This window comes from Paenibacillus glacialis, from assembly GCF_001637205.1.
Taxonomy (GTDB): domain Bacteria; phylum Bacillota; class Bacilli; order Paenibacillales; family Paenibacillaceae; genus Paenibacillus_AQ; species Paenibacillus_AQ glacialis.
In genome coordinates this window covers 240,261-256,996 of sequence record NZ_LVJH01000002.1, presented here as the reverse complement: position 1 = coordinate 256,996, position 16,736 = coordinate 240,261, and the positions used below count along the sequence as shown (strand labels likewise).

The 16,736-nt window shown below is 42.9% G+C and carries 16 protein-coding genes and 1 riboswitch; of the genes, 15 read left to right on the top strand and 1 reads right to left on the bottom strand.

Annotation, left to right across the window (positions count from 1 at the left end; genetic code table 11):
- Window positions 1–171 precede the first annotated feature (171 nt).
- From PGLA_RS01650 to PGLA_RS01640, 3 genes are read left to right on the top strand one after another with little or no spacing between them, the layout of a single operon-like run.
- The gene (locus tag PGLA_RS01650) at window positions 172–1,383 is read left to right on the top strand and encodes a hypothetical protein (RefSeq protein WP_068527741.1); all 1,212 of its coding nucleotides are present in this window, start codon (window positions 172–174) and stop codon (window positions 1,381–1,383) included.
- 46 nt (window positions 1,384–1,429) lie between these two features.
- Window positions 1,430–2,158 (top strand): hypothetical protein, encoded by a 729-nt coding sequence (locus tag PGLA_RS01645; protein WP_068527738.1) that lies wholly within the window; start codon window positions 1,430–1,432, stop codon window positions 2,156–2,158.
- Complete coding sequence (locus tag PGLA_RS01640) at window positions 2,145–2,891, top strand: hypothetical protein (protein WP_068527734.1); 747 nt, start codon at window positions 2,145–2,147, stop codon at window positions 2,889–2,891. Before PGLA_RS01645 ends, PGLA_RS01640 begins: the two co-directional genes overlap by 14 nt.
- A 107-nt stretch (window positions 2,892–2,998) precedes the next feature.
- Here the strand turns inward: PGLA_RS01640 and lplA are convergent, their stop codons facing one another.
- Window positions 2,999–4,000 (bottom strand): lipoate--protein ligase, encoded by a 1,002-nt coding sequence (gene lplA, locus PGLA_RS01635; RefSeq protein WP_068527731.1) that lies wholly within the window; start codon window positions 3,998–4,000, stop codon window positions 2,999–3,001.
- A 179-nt stretch (window positions 4,001–4,179) separates the two neighbouring features.
- On the opposite strand from lplA, the gene cobD reads away from it, so the two are divergent.
- From cobD to PGLA_RS01575, 12 genes are all read left to right on the top strand, one after another.
- Window positions 4,180–5,271 carry a threonine-phosphate decarboxylase CobD gene (gene cobD, locus PGLA_RS01630; protein WP_068527728.1) on the top strand — a complete coding sequence of 364 codons (1,092 nt, stop codon included), beginning with the start codon at window positions 4,180–4,182 and terminating at the stop codon, window positions 5,269–5,271.
- An 18-nt stretch (window positions 5,272–5,289) separates the two neighbouring features.
- Window positions 5,290–6,015 (top strand): adenosylcobinamide amidohydrolase, encoded by a 726-nt coding sequence (locus PGLA_RS01625; RefSeq protein ID WP_342671674.1) that lies wholly within the window; start codon window positions 5,290–5,292, stop codon window positions 6,013–6,015.
- Window positions 6,012–6,986, top strand: coding sequence for an adenosylcobinamide-phosphate synthase CbiB (cbiB, locus tag PGLA_RS01620; RefSeq protein ID WP_425415326.1), 975 nt, complete (start codon window positions 6,012–6,014; stop codon window positions 6,984–6,986). The genes PGLA_RS01625 and cbiB overlap by 4 nt, the downstream gene beginning before the upstream one ends.
- Complete coding sequence (locus PGLA_RS01615) at window positions 6,977–7,573, top strand: histidine phosphatase family protein (RefSeq protein ID WP_068527722.1); 597 nt, start codon at window positions 6,977–6,979, stop codon at window positions 7,571–7,573. Before cbiB ends, PGLA_RS01615 begins: the two co-directional genes overlap by 10 nt.
- A gap of 93 nt (window positions 7,574–7,666) precedes the next feature.
- Window positions 7,667–7,878: riboswitch (cobalamin riboswitch) on the top strand.
- Window positions 7,879–8,122: 244 nt separating this feature from the next.
- Window positions 8,123–9,127, top strand: coding sequence for an ABC transporter substrate-binding protein (locus PGLA_RS01610; protein ID WP_068527719.1), 1,005 nt, complete (start codon window positions 8,123–8,125; stop codon window positions 9,125–9,127).
- Window positions 9,124–10,170 (top strand): FecCD family ABC transporter permease, encoded by a 1,047-nt coding sequence (locus tag PGLA_RS01605; protein WP_068527715.1) that lies wholly within the window; start codon window positions 9,124–9,126, stop codon window positions 10,168–10,170. The genes PGLA_RS01610 and PGLA_RS01605 overlap by 4 nt, the downstream gene beginning before the upstream one ends.
- Window positions 10,167–10,943: an ABC transporter ATP-binding protein gene (locus tag PGLA_RS01600; RefSeq protein ID WP_068527712.1), complete on the top strand. Its 777-nt coding sequence runs from the start codon at window positions 10,167–10,169 to the stop codon at window positions 10,941–10,943. The genes PGLA_RS01605 and PGLA_RS01600 overlap by 4 nt, the downstream gene beginning before the upstream one ends.
- A 128-nt stretch (window positions 10,944–11,071) precedes the next feature.
- Window positions 11,072–12,142 (top strand): nicotinate-nucleotide--dimethylbenzimidazole phosphoribosyltransferase, encoded by a 1,071-nt coding sequence (gene cobT, locus PGLA_RS01595; RefSeq protein WP_068527709.1) that lies wholly within the window; start codon window positions 11,072–11,074, stop codon window positions 12,140–12,142.
- The gene (gene cobU, locus PGLA_RS01590) at window positions 12,139–12,711 is read left to right on the top strand and encodes a bifunctional adenosylcobinamide kinase/adenosylcobinamide-phosphate guanylyltransferase (protein ID WP_068527708.1); all 573 of its coding nucleotides are present in this window, start codon (window positions 12,139–12,141) and stop codon (window positions 12,709–12,711) included. Before cobT ends, cobU begins: the two co-directional genes overlap by 4 nt.
- Window positions 12,708–13,520 (top strand): adenosylcobinamide-GDP ribazoletransferase, encoded by an 813-nt coding sequence (cobS, locus tag PGLA_RS01585; RefSeq protein ID WP_068527704.1) that lies wholly within the window; start codon window positions 12,708–12,710, stop codon window positions 13,518–13,520. Before cobU ends, cobS begins: the two co-directional genes overlap by 4 nt.
- A gap of 15 nt (window positions 13,521–13,535) precedes the next feature.
- A complete protein-coding gene (locus tag PGLA_RS01580; RefSeq protein ID WP_245699648.1) occupies window positions 13,536–15,137 on the top strand; it encodes a cobyric acid synthase in 1,602 nt (533 codons plus the stop codon).
- Between the two features lie 96 nt (window positions 15,138–15,233).
- Entirely contained in the window at window positions 15,234–16,628 is a 1,395-nt protein-coding gene (locus PGLA_RS01575; protein ID WP_068527701.1) for an L-cystine transporter, read from the top strand.
- Window positions 16,629–16,736 lie beyond the last annotated feature (108 nt).

The window sequence follows — 16,736 nt, the reverse complement described above, 5'->3', positions numbered from 1 at the left end:
AGCAAAACCACCGGGATTAGACAAAAAGTCTAGTCATACCGGTGGTTTTTGTATGTTGTTCATTTCATCAGTAGAAATATATAATGTCACTTGCCCGTAGTTGTATGTAACTTTATTCCATAAAATCCGTCTTAGTTAAAGTGAAAGAGAATGATAAGGAGGAACATGAACATGCAGTTACTGAGAAGAATAAGGTCACAAGTTGGATTGGCGACGATACTTATGGTCTCAGTGTGGATAACGTACGTAACACCTATAGCGCAGGCGGAAGATAACAAACCAACGATTAATGCGGAATGGAAAGACCCGAGCTCAGGGAGTACGTATTACAACTGGAGTGGTTCAGATGGTGATAAATATTCGAACAAAGTGATCGTGTCAACAAATGATGGCAAATGGGCTCGACTAAGTGAGAAATTCAGGAGTATTTATATGGATCCTTATGTGAGCCCTAATCCCATGCTGAATATCAATTCTGGTAATGCCACTGAAGGAGATTTATTTGATTATTTACTTCCATTATATTTAGATACTACTAATAACGTTGCGGTTAGAGGCCAAGTCTATAGGATCTCACCAGATGAGAAATGGGGACTATATCAAACATTAGATTTCGGTGCAGAGATGTCATCAGACGGTAAAACTGCGCAAAACACGCAGTTGCATAGCTATTTTATCAAAAATATGACAACAGGTCAGATTCAAGAGTGGAAATCTAGTACCCAGTACGCAACGGTGTATTGGCTCCCAGACAGTAAGTTGCTAGTAGCTCATTATAGTGAGGTGGCGAACCAAAAGGAAATTTCAACATTTGATCCAGCAACGGGTAAGACAAAGCAGCTTGTATTCGGAAAATTATATCAATATTCGGATCAAGAACAGAAATTAGTGTATGTCAAGAATGAACCTAAGCGTCTTCAGTGGATATATGATTTGAAAACAGGGAAATCAAGCCTACTTACCAAGACGGAGGAAGAGAAACTCTACTCTTGGAAGGATCCCTGTCCGACAACGAAAGCACCAGATAAATTAGACATAAAGACGTTGCCTGTTATTGATCTACCGATCCGTAACTTGTATGAATATGAGGTAGTAACTTCACATGGCTCAGAGCTAGTGCCATACGCATTTGTAACAGAGGGGAAGACGTATATTCCACTTCGTCCTATTGTATCTAAGTTCAAATTAAGTGTTGGTCAACGTGAAGGTGACATGTACAACTATAAATATAAATTAACAGGTCCTACAGGTCAGATTGTGACACTGGACCGCACCAACAGTCGTGTGTTTCAATTCCGCCTTTTAGTAACGCCTGAAGTGCTTGAGAAAGTTGGACTTCAAGGTGTTACAGTTAAACCGCTTATTCCAGCCGTTATCAAGTAGGGTGTTATTTCATTGTTGAGTGGATTTGTTTGAATGGAGGATGATCATGTCATTTCAACTTGAGGTACCTCACAACATCGTCTTCATTTCGTGCGCGATATTGGGCTGGCTAATTGTACTTATTCTCGTCTCACGACAGTACTTGAAGCAGCAGGAGAAACCCACATATTGGAAAGTTATACTCGTTGTCTTGGTCGGAATGGGTTCTGTTACAACAAATCTGAACCTTTTACAATTTTCAATGAAGGTATCCATATTACCTCTGGGTGTGTGGTTATTAGTTGGAATGCTGTCTAAAAAGTCATGGCAGACATATCGACCGTATGCTTGGATTGGGTTTTGGGCCAACTTTATTTTCTTAGGCACTACGTTAATGACTGGTTATATCGATAACAGTGTTTATCCAAAGGAGGATGCATCCACTTATATTGCAGATCTTAAGCATGCATCAATTGTGGCTATTCACCCTTCTGCTCATCCAGCTACCTTGAACAATGAGCGGCTCCAAACCCATCTAAGCGATCTCCAATCTGCTGATGTATTGGGTATGGAGTGGAATCGGAATTCTGCGTTGGAATCGGAGTACTATTATCAGAAAGAGCGTTTTCCTTATGCGCTATTAGGTACACTCCCAAGATGGGGGAGCAATCTGAATTCTTCCATATATATTCAAGATGACGGTAGAGGACTGTTAATTACAACATCTAATCAGAGCTATTATTATCGCTCTAAAGAACCGCTTATAGATATGGGGGTTCGTAATGATGATGAATAAGAAGATGGTGCTGATCCCCATTCTGCTCGTTATGATAGCTGTCATTGTGTACCTGTTTTATGATGGGAAACCCAAACCTTTTCTTGAAGACACACAGGCGATTAAAGTTATGAATCAGCTTTACACAGAGGGGAATATCAGTGAGATCGTAGATGTTATTCCGCTAGATAGCAAACATGTATTTGTTCCTATTATTTCTGGTGATGACCATTATGGAATGAGTTTCTGGGAATGGGATCGATTTCAATGGAGGCTAGGAAGGATCGATACAAAGGGAGCGCCTTATATCTGGAAGATAGACGAGAAGGATGCTTCTACGCATTATATCGTATGGAATATGGACCCAGAAGATGAATTAAGCGAGCTCAAGTATTACCTTATTGGGGAGAGAGATTTTCACAGTAGTGAAGATGTCGAATCATATAGACCAAGAGTTCAGATGGAGTTGACGACAACCTTACAGAAGCAGAAGTATGGAGTACTCCCTTTCCCTAAAGATTGGGTAGAGCTCATGAATGGAAACCTTCGATTGAGCAGAGCTAATCAACTAACCTCGCTCTTTCTTATGAATAGTCCATCTTCATCGTTGTACATTGGCTGGATCCCTTTTGGACATCATGGAAAGGTAACTTTCCCCGAGAACACCGTAAATGGAAGTTCTTTCGACAGTGGTCGTATCAACGTAGATTTCGTGCGGATTCTCAATGAATCAGAGCTAGAGCTTTCCAAATAGTAGAGGGAACAGGATTTAGATAGCAGTAATTAAGTGGGTGTAAAGAATGGATAGAGTCTTCAGATATTTTCTGATGACTCTATCCATTCTTTTATATTGATAAAGTCCTAATCTTCCAGAAACACAAGTCCGACAAATTCGTCCAACGTAAGGTTACCGAAATAATGTTTCATATCGAGATCAGACAAGGCTGCTCGCACTTCAGCATCTTCATACCGTTTATCATGTAGTGCATTTTCGATATCAGCGACATCGCCTACACCGAAGAAATCACCGTAAATTTTGATGTCATGGATTCTGCCTTCGTTAATGTTCATGCGGAGATCAATAATGCCAACAGGGAACTTCTTGGAGTGTTTAACATTGGATTCAGGTGATATACCATAGTTCCAGTCCCAATTCTGATAGTGTTCCTTGGAAATCTGGTTAATCTGCTCCCAATCAGCTTCTGTTAAGTGATATTGTGGAACATCTTGGACATCCATTCCGAATATAGAACGAAGGAGCTCAGCACGGAATTCCTCAATCGTCATTGAACCTTCCATAAGTTCACTTATGTTGGCTACGCGGCTACGAACGGATTTGGTGCTCTTAGATTTGAATTTCTCTGGATTGACGTTAAGAGAAGCTTGTACATCATCTAAGTTCAGGTTGAACATGAGCGTACCATGGCTAAACATCCGTCCACGGGTGGAGAATTGGGCATTACCGGAAATCTTCTTTTCTCCAACTTGTAAGTCGTTTCGACCACTGAGTTCAGCGTTCACACCCATTTGATGAAGAGCATCTATGACAGGTTGGGTGAATTTCAAGAAATTGTGGAATGATTGGCCATCATCCTTGGTAATAAAGCTGAAATTAAGGTTGCCTAGATCGTGATAGACCGCACCCCCACCAGATAAACGACGTACGACTTGTACATTATTTTCTTTGCAATATTCTTGGTTAATCTCTTCAATGGTATTCTGATGTTTACCAATGATAATAGAGGGATGATTAATATAGAAAAGCAAATAACTTTCGTCCATAGAAAGGTGCTTCAAAGCGTACTCTTCTATCGCGAGGTTAATAGCAGGATCATGAATTCCTTGGTTGTCGATGAATAACATAGCTTAGACTACTCCTTTACTTTTTAAGGTATGTAATGATATTGAATCTTATTTGATTGTAAACTAAATGCGAATTAGAAACAAAGGGGGCTTAGAGGGCTTAGATTGACGCAAAGGAAGAACCCACGTAATAATGGAACTATAATAATGGATACATTTAAGGAAGAAGGGTCATTAGAATGTTAGAACGTTACGGACACGGAGGAGATTTAGAAAGTGCTGCTAAGGCTTATGGACTAGACGAAAGCTCCTTCCTCGATTTCAGTGCCAACATCAATCCGCTTGGTCCACCTGAACATGTGCTAATGCAATTGGAGGGTGCCTTATCGTCTATTATTCGTTATCCAGATCCTGGACATCGGCAATTCAAACATATTCTTGGGCAAAAGTTGAAAGTTGACGAAGATAACATTTGTGTAGGAAATGGTGCAGCAGAGTGTATGTCGCTCATTCTGCTCGGACTTGATCCGCAAAAGGTAGGTATTATTGAACCTTGTTTCTCTGAGTATCGGCAGTTATCGGAACAATTCGATGTAGAAGTATACTCCGTATATGGTAGGCAGGACATGGATTGGAAAGCAACGACAGAGGAAATAGGAGAATTACTGCAACAGGTGGATCTGTTATTTATTGGACAGCCTAACAATCCGAATGGCGTGCAGTATTCGCTTAAAGAGCTATGCACATTAGCTGAGATGGCTGAACAAAGCCATACCTATTTGGTCGTAGATGAAGCCTTTATTGATTTCATTCCACAATACCATCAGGCATCATTGTTGTCAGAACTTGAGAAGTATTCTCGTACGCTACTGGTACGCTCCATGACCAAGTTCTATGCCATTCCAGGCCTGCGGTTAGGATATACATTGGCGCATCCAGATATCATCAGATCGATGAAGAGTAAGCAGGTGACTTGGAGTGTGAATGGACTGGCTTTGTTAGCGGGGGAGGCAGCACTGAATAGTGGTGAGGAATTCGAGCGCAGGACGCTAGAACTGATAGCAAATGAAAGAGTAGTGCTCGTCCAAGGCCTCACAGCGTTAGGATGTGAGGTAAGTCCAGGGGAAGCAAATTTCTTGCTCGTAAGGTTACCTGATCCATGGAGAGCGATAGATATGCAACGCGAGCTTGGACTACGAGGGTTATTAATTCGCAGTTGTGCAATGTACCCTGGGCTGGGAGAAGGACATATTCGAATTGCGGTCAAAGGTACGGATGCAAATCTGGTATTTCTAAAAGAGATAAAGCAAGTAATAAATAAGATAGCTTAGTATGAGAATAGGAGACCCATGATGACAACGCCTTTTTTGAATGGTGACAATAACACTTATAAATCTGTAGTGTGGCCCGGTCTTACGTTAACCCGACATGAACGGCATTTACTACTTCAATCCTCTACGCCAATGGATAGTCTCAGCAGTTCTATACATGGTGGAGGCATGAGTAAGATTGATCGAATCGCAAATATTTATGTGGATCGTTTCTATGAATGTAGTCATCCGGAAAAGGATGTGGAAAAGTTATTTCAGGAGTGGGATTATCCACTGGAATCAACCGCAGGATTATTGACGGCTGTTAGGTTGGAGTATACTTCAGTTCTTGAAGAGAATGGGGAAGATGCTTCCGTGTTCTGTTGTACAACGGCAGGGGTATCAAACGGTGCACGTGCTGGATCTGAGCGGACCACGTTCCCCGTCTATCAACCTGGAACGATTAATATCATGCTCATGATTGACGCTAGAATGACGCAAGCGGCGATGGTGAATGCTGTCATTACGGCGGTAGAAGCGAAGGCTGCTGCGCTAGCTGATCTCGGAATCCGTGATGCAGAGAATGGATTAATCGCTACGGGGACCACGACGGATGCTATTGTATTAGGGGTAAGTCAATCATTTTCTTATCCTATTGAACATCGCTATTGTGGCACCGCGACGGATTTGGGAGCTGCTATCGGACGAGTGGTTTATGGAACGGTGAAAGAGAGCCTTGGGGCTGCAAGAGTAAGTCAACCATGATGGGATGGGCAATATTCATTCTATGGGCTGCATACGTATTAGATCTAATCATTGGCGATCCACGTTGGCTACCCCACCCAGTGATAGGCATGGGGAATGGTATTAAACGGTTAGAGAAGATGATTCGTAAGAATGTCTCTCACCCTGCGAAGTTGAAACAAGCCGGAATGCTACTCCCAGTCATTATCGTTGGAGGAGCGTTTGCTATAACATGGGTAGCGTTGAGAGGACTGCATATGATCCATCCGTGGCTGGCTACGGGAGCGGAGGTCGTGTTGATTGCCACGACGATTGCTACGAAAGGGCTTAAGGATGCAGGAATGGAAGTGTATGGTCACCTTAATCGTGGCGATTTACCTTCTGCAAGACAAGCTCTTGGCATGATTGTTGGTCGGGATACAATCCATTTAGAAGAGCCTGAGATTGTTCGTGGAACGGTTGAGACCGTTGCAGAAAATATTGTTGATGCCATTGTGTCTCCATTGTTCTTTGCACTTATTGGAGGCGCTCCACTCGCCATGGCTTATCGTGCTGTGAATACGCTAGATTCCATGGTTGGTTATAAGAATGATAAATACATAAACCTAGGATGGGCTTCCGCTCGGCTGGATGACATCGCTAACTTCATTCCAGCACGAATAACAGCTGTTCTACTGGTCGCTAGTAGTTGGATTATGCGTCTGGATTACAAGAAATCATATCGTACGATTAGACATGACGCCCGTCTCCATCCAAGTCCGAACAGCGGATTTCCTGAATCAGCAGTAGCTGGCGCTTTAGGTATCCGACTCGGGGGCGAGAACGTGTATCATGGTGTGGTATCTTTTCGTGCATACATGGGAGAGTTCTCTCGTCCAATGACAAAGGGAGATATTCTGTCAACCGTAAGATTGATGCTCTTTGCATCGTTATTATTTCTAATGTTGTGCATGCTTGTCCTATGGACGATGGGTGGAACTTTATGGAGCTAGAACTGGTATGTGTACGTCATGGCAGAACGCAGTGGAATAAGGATAAACGTTATCTAGGACATACAGATATAGGTATCCTTCCAGAGTCATTAACGGAGCTCTTGTCCGTGAAAGAAGAACTCGAAGGAAGGAAGTTTCATCAGGTGTTCTGTAGTGATTTGAAGAGATGTAGGGAGACGTTAGAATGGGCATATCCTACGCCACCAGATAAGGTGGTCTTTGATCAGCGTTTGCGAGAAATGGATTTCGGTGATTGGGAGGGGCAGACCTACGATCAGTTAAAGGATTCTAGTATTTATCGAGAATGGTTGGACAACCCTCAATCTGTAACTCCACCAAGAGGAGAATCATGGGGGCATTTTCAGGAGAGACTTAACCACTTTATGGACAATCTGGCAGGTTTCATTAAGGAAAACAATGACAATGTTGTGTCTTCTGTGTTGATTGTTACGCATGGAGGGGTCATAAGACAACTGGCGTCAATGATGATTCCAGGTACGAAATTTTGGGATTACACTGCTGATTTGGGAAGTTTGTTATCGTTGAAACTTACGTTGCATGAGGGGAAATGGGAAGGTCATTTGTGAATGGTCGATTAGGATGTTCCTAATAATTGGATTGTAAGGAGGCTCCTTTTGACCTATAATTTTGAATAGAGAAGCAAGACTTGTCCTTAAATGAATATCATAAACTTGTGAGGTCTAGAAATTAGAAGTAGAAATCATTGCTTCCAAGCCTAGTTAAAAGGGAAGCCGGTGTAATTCCGGCACGGTCCCGCCACTGTGATACAGGGATGTTCTCCATGTCCACTGTTCTGCGTCAAGCAGGATGGGAAGGTGAGAATGTTAGCTAACCTGTCAGTCAGGAGACCTGCCTTATGAGAAGTACGACGGTCCTTCGAGGAAAGGATTACGTTTGGCTTGTGGAAGTGCCTCTGATTTATTTCGGTACATAGCCTGCGGATGTTTATGGTGAGTACCATGAAACCCGTATTGACGTAATCCCTGATTCTTGTCTGATAACAAGAGGATCAGGTTTTTTTGCGTATGTGTAGATTTTCGCAAAGATAAATCATTGAAACAACAAGTGGAGCATCTCAAACATGAAAGAAACGAAGAAAAGGGGAGAGAAAAATAATGAAACAAATATGGAAGAATTGGACTACGGGTGCCTTAGCGATCATGTTGGTACTATCGCTCGCAGCTTGTGGAGTTAATAATGAATCGAAGACAGTAACGGAGCCAACACCTACAACAACTGAACAGGTGACGCCACCTGTTGAAGAAGCAAGTGCAAAAACGGTGTATCCTCTAACGGTGAAGGATGCGACAGGTGAGGAAATTACTTTTAAAGAGGCACCAAAGAAGATTATATCCATCTCTCCTGCAGAGACAGAAAGCTTGTTTGCATTAGGATTAGATGCTCAAATTGTTGGGGTATCTGACTACGATGATTACCCAGCAGCTGCGACAACGAAGCCTAAAATGGGTGGTTTGTATAATCCAAATGAGGAAGCAATGATTGCTGCACAACCCGACCTCGTAGTAACTGGTATCTCGATGGGTGCAGAAGCTGCGAAACATCTACGTGATCTAGGAATTACGGTATTCAAGACAGATCCTAAATCTGTGGATGATGTTATTGCAAACATTGAATTGTTCGGTCAGATGACAGATCATCAAGCAGAAGCCAAAACCGTTGTGGATAAAATGAAACAAGAACGAGATGAAGTAACAGAAGCGGTTAAATCACTTACACCTGAACAGAAAAAGAAAGTATATATTGAATTTTCTTTGGGTTGGACAGTAGGTAGTGGTGAGTTTATGGATGAGTTAATTAATCTTGCTGGTGGTGTTAACGTAGCCGCAGGTACGCCAGGATGGTATGAAATCAGCGAAGAGAAAGTCATTAATGATAATCCTGATGTGATTCTGTTCTCTAAAAATGTAATTGATGACAAGACAAAGAAGAAATTAGACGAAATTCTTAAAGCGCGTAGTGGCTGGGATCAAATAACGGCTGTTAAGAATAATGCTATTTTTGGATTAGATGATAACCTAGTTAGTCGTCCGGGTCCACGTGTGACGGAAGGTCTTAAAGAAATTGCAAGTGCGATCTATCCTGAACTTGTGAAGCCATGAGTAAGAAACTAGCTGGGTATGGAGGACTCGGGATAATCTTGCTTATCGCGAGCTTCCTACTCTGTCTGGGAATAGGGGCTGTGAAGCTCCCGGTGATGGATATTGTACAGATTCTATTGCACCGTATCCCTTGGATCGGAGATGCGATTACGCCCACTTGGAGTCCTGCTTTTGAACAAATATTGATAAAAGTCCGATTGCCTCGAATTATTCTAGGAATGTTGGTCGGAGCAGCTCTTGCGGTTGCCGGTTCAGGATTTCAAGGAGTGCTTCGAAACCCTCTAGCTGACCCATATACCCTTGGTGTGTCTTCAGGTGCATCTGTAGGAGCTGCGGTTCTTATATTCTTCGGGATACAGTATTCACTTGTGGGCGCATGGACGCTCCCTTTGGTTGCTTTTTTTACAGGGATATTGACGCTTTGGGGTGTATTATCTTTGGCGCGTGATGGTGGGAAGATCCCTACCAACAGTTTAATTTTGTCTGGTGTAGTCATGCAATCATTTCTAGGAGCGATTGTATCGTTCCTAACAGCGATGTCGAAGGGGACTGTTAATGAAATTTTATTCTGGACGATGGGCGGACTTAGTTTCCGAGGATGGTCATACACGCTAATGTTATTGCCATATGTTCTCATTGGGTTTGTGGTCATTTGGAGTTGCGCACGTTCTTTGAATATATTAGCACTCGGTGAACGTCAGGCTGCACATATGGGGCTTCATGTAGAGAGACTTAAGCTAGTAACGTTAATTGTATCTACATTGCTTACTGCAGCGGCTGTGTCTGTATCGGGTGTGATTGGATTTGTAGGCCTCGTTACGCCACATATTGTAAGATTGATTATAGGACCTGATTACCGACTCATCATTCCGTTATCAGCAATAGGAGGTGCAATCTTCACTATGTGGTGTGACTTGGTTGCCCGTTCTATCCTAGCTCCAATTGAGATTCCTCTTGGAATTGTTACTGCGTTTCTAGGTGCACCGTTCTTTGCATATCTGTTGTATCGTAATAAGAAGCAAAGGAATGGTGGTAAGGTATGATCAATGTGAATAATGTTTCAAAAATGTATGGAGAATTTTCTGCACTTCGTAATGTGAGCTGTTCCATACAAGAAGGTGAATGGTGGGGCATTATAGGTCCTAATGGTAGTGGTAAATCGACTCTTCTCCAATTAATTTCTGGAGTGGACAAGATAACTACAGGTGAACTTAAGATTCGGGGCCATCATGTCTCGAAGTACGGCCGTCGAGAATTATCTCAGATGTTGGCTGTCCTTCAGCAGGATGGCCTTCCTGCGATTAGCTTTCCCGTAAGAGATATAATCGAAATGGGGAGATTTCCATTTCAGGACTGGATGGGACGAGACCTTGGTGACAATGCCGATACTATCATTGAGGACATCATGAATAAGTTGCAGCTACAGGAACTGGGTGATCGACCATTAGATGAATTAAGTGGTGGACAAAGGCAACGCGTTGCCTTAGGTAAAGTTATGGCACAAGAACCTCGAATTTTATTGTTGGATGAACCGACAACGTTTCTAGATATCTATTATCAGCTTCAGTTTATGGAATTGGTTGCTAACTGGCGCAAAGAGACAGGAATCACGGTTATTGCTGTACTCCATGATTTGAATTTGGCAGCTCAATTCTGTGATAAACTCTTAGTACTACAAGAAGGGGAGGTTGTTGGTCTAGGGACACCGGATGAGATCTTAACGGAAGATAATATCCGACGAGTATACAAAGTTGATCCTGCGGTCGTACAACACCCGAAAAGCGGGGTTCCACAAGTACTTTTATCCCGCACTTGAAATGTATATAGAATGAACAAAAGTTTGCACTCACTAGTTCAATCATCTCTAAAGAAGATCATGGATATGGGATTTGGTCTTTAGTTCAATCTATGTAGTAAAGAACATTATTAAAGGAGAAATGATATATGAGTCAGGAAGTTATGGAACGTATTGGGAGAATCCGTGGGCTTGATCAAGCTGCAATTCAGGCATCTAAATTACATATAAGTAATCTAACTGTTCCTCCGGGCAGTTTGGGTAAATTGGAGTCTATGGCGATACAGCTTGCTGGTATCACAGGAAGCGTAAAGCCTTCTTTTGACCACAGAGAAGTCATTATTATGGCAGGAGATCATGGTGTGTGTGTGGAGGGTATCAGTGCCTTTCCACAAGAAGTTACGCCTCAAATGATTCATAATTTCCTTGCAGGAGGTGCGGCGGTTAACGTTCTTGCTCGACAAGCAGGTGCGGAAGTCGTATGTGTGGATATTGGAGTGAATAGTGATTTGTCCCACCCCGATCTACTATCGCGCAAAATCCGGTATGGTACAGCGAATATGGCACAAGGTCCTGCCATGACTTATGAGGAAGCGGAGCAATCAATACTTGTCGGTATGCAGGTAGTCGAAGATGCTGTTAAACGTGGTGTGCAATTATTTATAACTGGCGAAATGGGTATTGGGAATACGACGGCAAGTTCTGCGGTAATTTGCGCTCTTTCAAGCATTAGTGTTCAGGATGCCGTTGGAAGAGGAACCGGAATCGATGATTCTCGCCTTCTGCATAAGATTGGTGTTGTTGAACAGGCGTTGAAGATTAATGCCCCTGATCCGCGTAATCCAATTGATGTTCTTGCTAAGGTTGGAGGTCTTGAAATTGGAGGTTTAGTAGGTGTCATTCTTGGATCAGCAATAAACGGTTGTCCAGTCATTATAGATGGATTTATTTCTAGCGCAGCAGCATTACTTGCTAAAGCGATCTGTCCTGCATCCGCTGATTACATGATTGTGTCGCATGCTTCTCATGAACAGGGACATCGATTGTTATTACAAGAGTTGGGTCTTCGTCCTGTATTGGAATTAGACTTGCGGATCGGCGAAGGTACAGGTGGCGTATTGTGTCTACATCTTGTGGATGCAGCTTGCCGTATTGTAAGTGAAATGGCAACCTTCGAAAGTGCAGGCGTGTCTGGTGAAACCAAGGAACAGACGAAATGATCACACTTGTTACAGGTGGCGCACGAAGCGGGAAGAGTAGCTTTGCGGAGAAGTTATGTATGTCGAAATCGCAGGAAGCTATATATGTCGCAACGGCGCAAGCTTTCGATGAGGAGATGAAGGAGCGGATTGCTCTTCATCAGCTTCAAAGAATTCAAGCCAACTATCCATGGCGTAATGTGGAAGAACCATTTCAGTTAGTGAAGCTTCTGAGCGATTGGCGTGAGAACAGTCTTGGGGAACAAGATAGTGCTCCTACGGTTCTGGTGGACTGCCTTACGTTATGGTTATCTAATATCCTTCTATCGTATGAGGGACAGAAGGATATGCAAGAGAAAGTGAAAGCTGAGATTCTTCGCCTTGTAGAACAGGTGCAACAATACCCAGGGGATTTGATCATGGTAACCAATGAAGTTGGGGATGGCATTGTACCAGAATATGCTCTCGGAAGAATATACCGGGATTTAGCAGGGTTCATGAATCAGGCTATATCGAGAAGTAGTTCTGAAGCTTTCCTGGTCACGGTGGGTATTGCTATTGAGCTGAAGAGTAGGGAGTATACATTATGATGAAGTGGAGACAAGCGGCTGCGGCCGCTTTTCAATTTCTATCACGTTTTCCTGTGAATGCACATCTAGATTACTCACCAGCGCTTTTTCGTCAAAGTGTGAAGTTCTATCCGCTTGTAGGAGCGGTTATTGGACTAGTCGTGTGGGCAGGGGCTACAGGGTTTTCGTATTTACTGCCAGCCCTACCTGCTGCTGTCTTGACCCTTATCTTATGGATTGGACTCACAGGAGGACTTCATTTAGATGGATGGATGGACACTGCCGATGGGGTTTTAAGCTATCGTTCTCGTGAACAGATGTTAGACATTATGAAGGATAGCCGCGTAGGAGCCATGGGTGTGTTAGCGTGCGTGCTCCTCCTCATGCTGAAGCTCTCTTTAATCTATTCATTGCTCATAGATGGTCTTGACTACTCAGGACTTTTACTGCTGCCTTTGATTTGGAGTCGCTGGTTCATGGTTCATGCGATTGCTTCATGGCCTATGGCTCGTGGAAAAGAGGGTCTGGCTGGGGGGAACTTTAATGGGTTAGGTAGAGGGCAGGTATGGGCGACGTTTCTAATTGCGACCGTGTTATCAGGAGTCGCGGCATCGATAATACCGTTGATCTATATGGACAGCTCTTCATGGACGGTAGCGCTATTTGGATTAATTACACTTCCTCTGGCAACTTGGGCTGCAGGAACATGGATGGCAAAGAAGTTAAACGCAACATTAGGTGGATTAACAGGGGATACCTATGGAGCACTCAACGAATTACTTGAAGTTGTGGCATTACTTATGTTAGTACTGTTGCACAATCATATGTAAGAGGGGGAGATAAATATGGAGAAATCCAAATCTCACATGATGAATGAGGGTTCTTTTGGAAGGGTATTGATGTTGCAAGGGACAGCCTCAGATGTAGGCAAGAGTGTCGTTACCACAGCATTATGCCGTATTTTCACACAAGATGGTTATCTCACAGCCCCCTATAAATCGCAAAATATGGCTCTGAACTCTTATGTAACGGAGGACGGAAAAGAGATTGGCCGTGCGCAAGGTGTTCAGGCCGAAGCTTGTGGGATTAAGGCGACAACAGATATGAATCCTATACTTATTAAGCCAGTGAAAGACATGTTCTCACAAATCGTTGTTCATGGTGAACCTTATCAACAAATGAGTGCATCCGATTATCGTAATCAGTTCTTATCGACAGCGAAAGAAATAGTGATGAGTGCGTTAGATCGGTTACGCGAGCAGTATGATGTCGTAGTGATGGAAGGAGCTGGGAGTCCGGCAGAGATTAATTTAAAGAGCAGAGACATCGTCAATATGAACTTAGCGGGTTGGGCGGATGCTCCAGTACTGTTAATCGCAGATATTGATCGGGGCGGTGTATTTGCCTTTATCGTCGGCACGTTAGAACTCTTAGAACCCCATGAGCGGCAAAGGGTGAAGGGCATCATTATTAATAAATTCCGTGGGGACGTCTCGCTACTTGAGCCAGGGCTTGTCTGGCTTACCGAACGTACTGGCATTCCGGTACTTGGTGTCTTACCTTTTATTGAAGAGATCAAGATTGAAGCGGAGGATTCTGTCGTATTAGATACACTACGAAAGAAGGTAGGGGATCAGCGTGAGATTGATATCGCTGTTATTCAATATCCGAGAATTTCTAACTTTACGGATATTGATCCCTTGCGTGAGGAGAAGGATGTATCCGTTCGATATGTGAAGTCACTTTCAGAGTTGGGTTCCCCTGATGTTATCATTCTACCAGGGACTAAGGATACGATCGGGGACCTGGACTTTCTTCGTATGCAGCGATTAGATGATGGAATAGCAGAAGCTATGAGATCAGGGACACAGCAACTTGTGGGTATATGTGGTGGTTATCAAATGTTAGGCGAAATATTGACGGATCCCTTTGCGGTGGAGGGTGGTGAACCTCGAAGCGCTGTAGGACTTGGTTTTCTTCCGGTTACGACGACCTTTCTGAAAGAGAAAACAACTGTGAGGGTGAAAGGAAGATTAGCGTTCGGTCATCCGCTTAGTCTTGATAAGAATCAGGACGCTACCCCGATTGAAGGTTACGAAATTCATATGGGTGAGACAGCATGCTTGAATATGAATAATGTGGCACAACTGTTTCAAGTGGAGCGAATAACAGGGGATCGTGTACACGAAGGCTGGGGGACGGAAGATGGATGCACGTGGGGAACTTATCTTCATGGCGTATTTCATAACGATAGCTTTCGAAGATCTTGGCTGGACGGTATTCGTGTGCAAAAAGGATTGACACCTTTAGGTCAGACATATACCGCTAACATGCTTAAAGAACAGGAGTTCGACCGGGTTGCTGAAGTAGTTCGCAGCCATCTTGATATGGAACAAATCTACGATCTTATGGGCATTAGACCCACTAATCAAAAGTTATCAAATTAATCCTACCCAATTACTAAGGTATGTGCTATGATATGAAACATCGAAAGACTATTCATATTTATTTAGCGATACACTTTATTTAGGGGGACACACATAATGGATACTTTATGGATTATTATTAACATCGTGGTCATGTTGGTACTGATAGGATTACTAGTATGGATGCAAAAGAAAAATATTTCCTTCACAAAACGTGTATTTACAGGATTAGGGCTTGGAATCGTATTCGGAGTTATCCTGCAATTCTTCTTCAAACCTGATTCTGATATCATAGGGAAGTCCGTTGAATGGTTCAACTTGGTAGGCTACGGTTATGTTGGACTGCTTCAAATGATCGTGATTCCGCTAATTATGGTGTCGATCATTTCTGCTATCATGAATTTGAATGGTGTTAAGAATCTTGGGAAAATGAGTTTTTCTATTATTGCAGTTCTTCTACTTACCACAGCGATCGCGGCATCTGTTAGTATTATGACCACCCGGACCTTTGATTTAAAGGCAATAGAAATTCAGAGCGGTGACAGAGAACAGGCACAGGGCTTGAAATTAGAAGAAAAGCTTGGAGATGTCGAGCACAAATCGATTCCAAAGCAAATGCTTGAGTTCATACCGAAAAACCCATTTGCAGATATGACGGGAGCTCGTAGTTCTTCTACACTTGCTGTCGTTATCTTCGCAGCCTTTATCGGTGTAGCTGTTCTTGGGATAGATCGTAAGAAACCGAAGCAAGCTCAAATTTTCCGTGATTTGATCGATGCAATTTATGCGGTTGTGATGCGTATGGTTACACTAGTATTGAGACTGACTCCATATGGTATATTGGCGTTGATCACCAAGACAATCGCTACAACCCATGTTGATGAAATATTAAAACTGATTAATTTCGTACTCGCTTCTTATGTAGCTTTGATTGTTATGTTTATTATTCATTTAATATTGATAACGCTGTTTGGTTTCAACCCGTTAGTTTATCTGAAAAAGGTTCTGCCTACGTTGACATTCGCATTCACTTCACGCTCTAGTGCAGCTGCCATTCCACTTAATATAGAGACTCAGACGAGAAAACTTGGCGTATCGCAAGGTATCGCAAATCTGTCAGCTACCTTCGGGGCTACAATTGGTCAGAACGGTTGTGCTGGGATTTATCCAGCCATGCTTGCAGTGATGATTGCTCCAACAGTAGGTATAGATCCAACAAGCTGGAGTTTTATTCTGAAATTGATTTTGGTTGTTGTGATTAGTTCCTTTGGTGTAGCGGGAGTTGGTGGGGGTGCTACCTTTGCATCGCTTATCGTACTTTCTACAATGGGTCTACCCGTTGCATTAGCAGGTCTACTGATCTCTGTCGAACCTCTAATCGATATGGGACGTACAGCACTGAATGTAAATGATTCCATGATTTCAGGTCTTATTTCTAGCAAAATATTAAAAGAGAATGATCCCAAAGTATATAATGACGACAAAATAGATTTAGATGCAGCACAAGCTTAAGCATGTAGAGTCTTAAAGTATTCAAGAAATGAGAAACCAAAGCAACCTCTGCTTTGGTTTTTTTGTTGGAGTCTAGGCAATTGAGATCTTCTGTGTTACAGTAGAACA

Bases quoted from the DNA above. Each gene is read 5' to 3' on its own strand.
- PGLA_RS01615 (WP_068527722.1), top strand. From the start codon at position 6,977: ATGGAGCTAGAACTGGTATGTGTACGTCATGGCAGAACGCAGTGGAAT.
- PGLA_RS01625 (WP_342671674.1), top strand. From the start codon at position 5,290: ATGATGACAACGCCTTTTTTGAATGGTGACAATAACACTTATAAATCT.
- cbiB (WP_425415326.1), top strand. From the start codon at position 6,012: ATGATGGGATGGGCAATATTCATTCTATGGGCTGCATACGTATTAGAT.
- cobU (WP_068527708.1), top strand. From the start codon at position 12,139: ATGATCACACTTGTTACAGGTGGCGCACGAAGCGGGAAGAGTAGCTTT.
- PGLA_RS01605 (WP_068527715.1), top strand. From the start codon at position 9,124: ATGAGTAAGAAACTAGCTGGGTATGGAGGACTCGGGATAATCTTGCTT.
- PGLA_RS01575 (WP_068527701.1), top strand. From the start codon at position 15,234: ATGGATACTTTATGGATTATTATTAACATCGTGGTCATGTTGGTACTG.
- PGLA_RS01645 (WP_068527738.1), top strand. From the start codon at position 1,430: ATGTCATTTCAACTTGAGGTACCTCACAACATCGTCTTCATTTCGTGC.
- cobT (WP_068527709.1), top strand. From the start codon at position 11,072: ATGAGTCAGGAAGTTATGGAACGTATTGGGAGAATCCGTGGGCTTGAT.
- cobS (WP_068527704.1), top strand. From the start codon at position 12,708: ATGATGAAGTGGAGACAAGCGGCTGCGGCCGCTTTTCAATTTCTATCA.
- PGLA_RS01600 (WP_068527712.1), top strand. From the start codon at position 10,167: ATGATCAATGTGAATAATGTTTCAAAAATGTATGGAGAATTTTCTGCA.
- lplA (WP_068527731.1), bottom strand. From the start codon at position 4,000: ATGTTATTCATCGACAACCAAGGAATTCATGATCCTGCTATTAACCTC.
- PGLA_RS01610 (WP_068527719.1), top strand. From the start codon at position 8,123: ATGAAACAAATATGGAAGAATTGGACTACGGGTGCCTTAGCGATCATG.
- PGLA_RS01640 (WP_068527734.1), top strand. From the start codon at position 2,145: ATGATGATGAATAAGAAGATGGTGCTGATCCCCATTCTGCTCGTTATG.
- PGLA_RS01650 (WP_068527741.1), top strand. From the start codon at position 172: ATGCAGTTACTGAGAAGAATAAGGTCACAAGTTGGATTGGCGACGATA.
- cobD (WP_068527728.1), top strand. From the start codon at position 4,180: ATGTTAGAACGTTACGGACACGGAGGAGATTTAGAAAGTGCTGCTAAG.
- PGLA_RS01580 (WP_245699648.1), top strand. From the start codon at position 13,536: ATGGAGAAATCCAAATCTCACATGATGAATGAGGGTTCTTTTGGAAGG.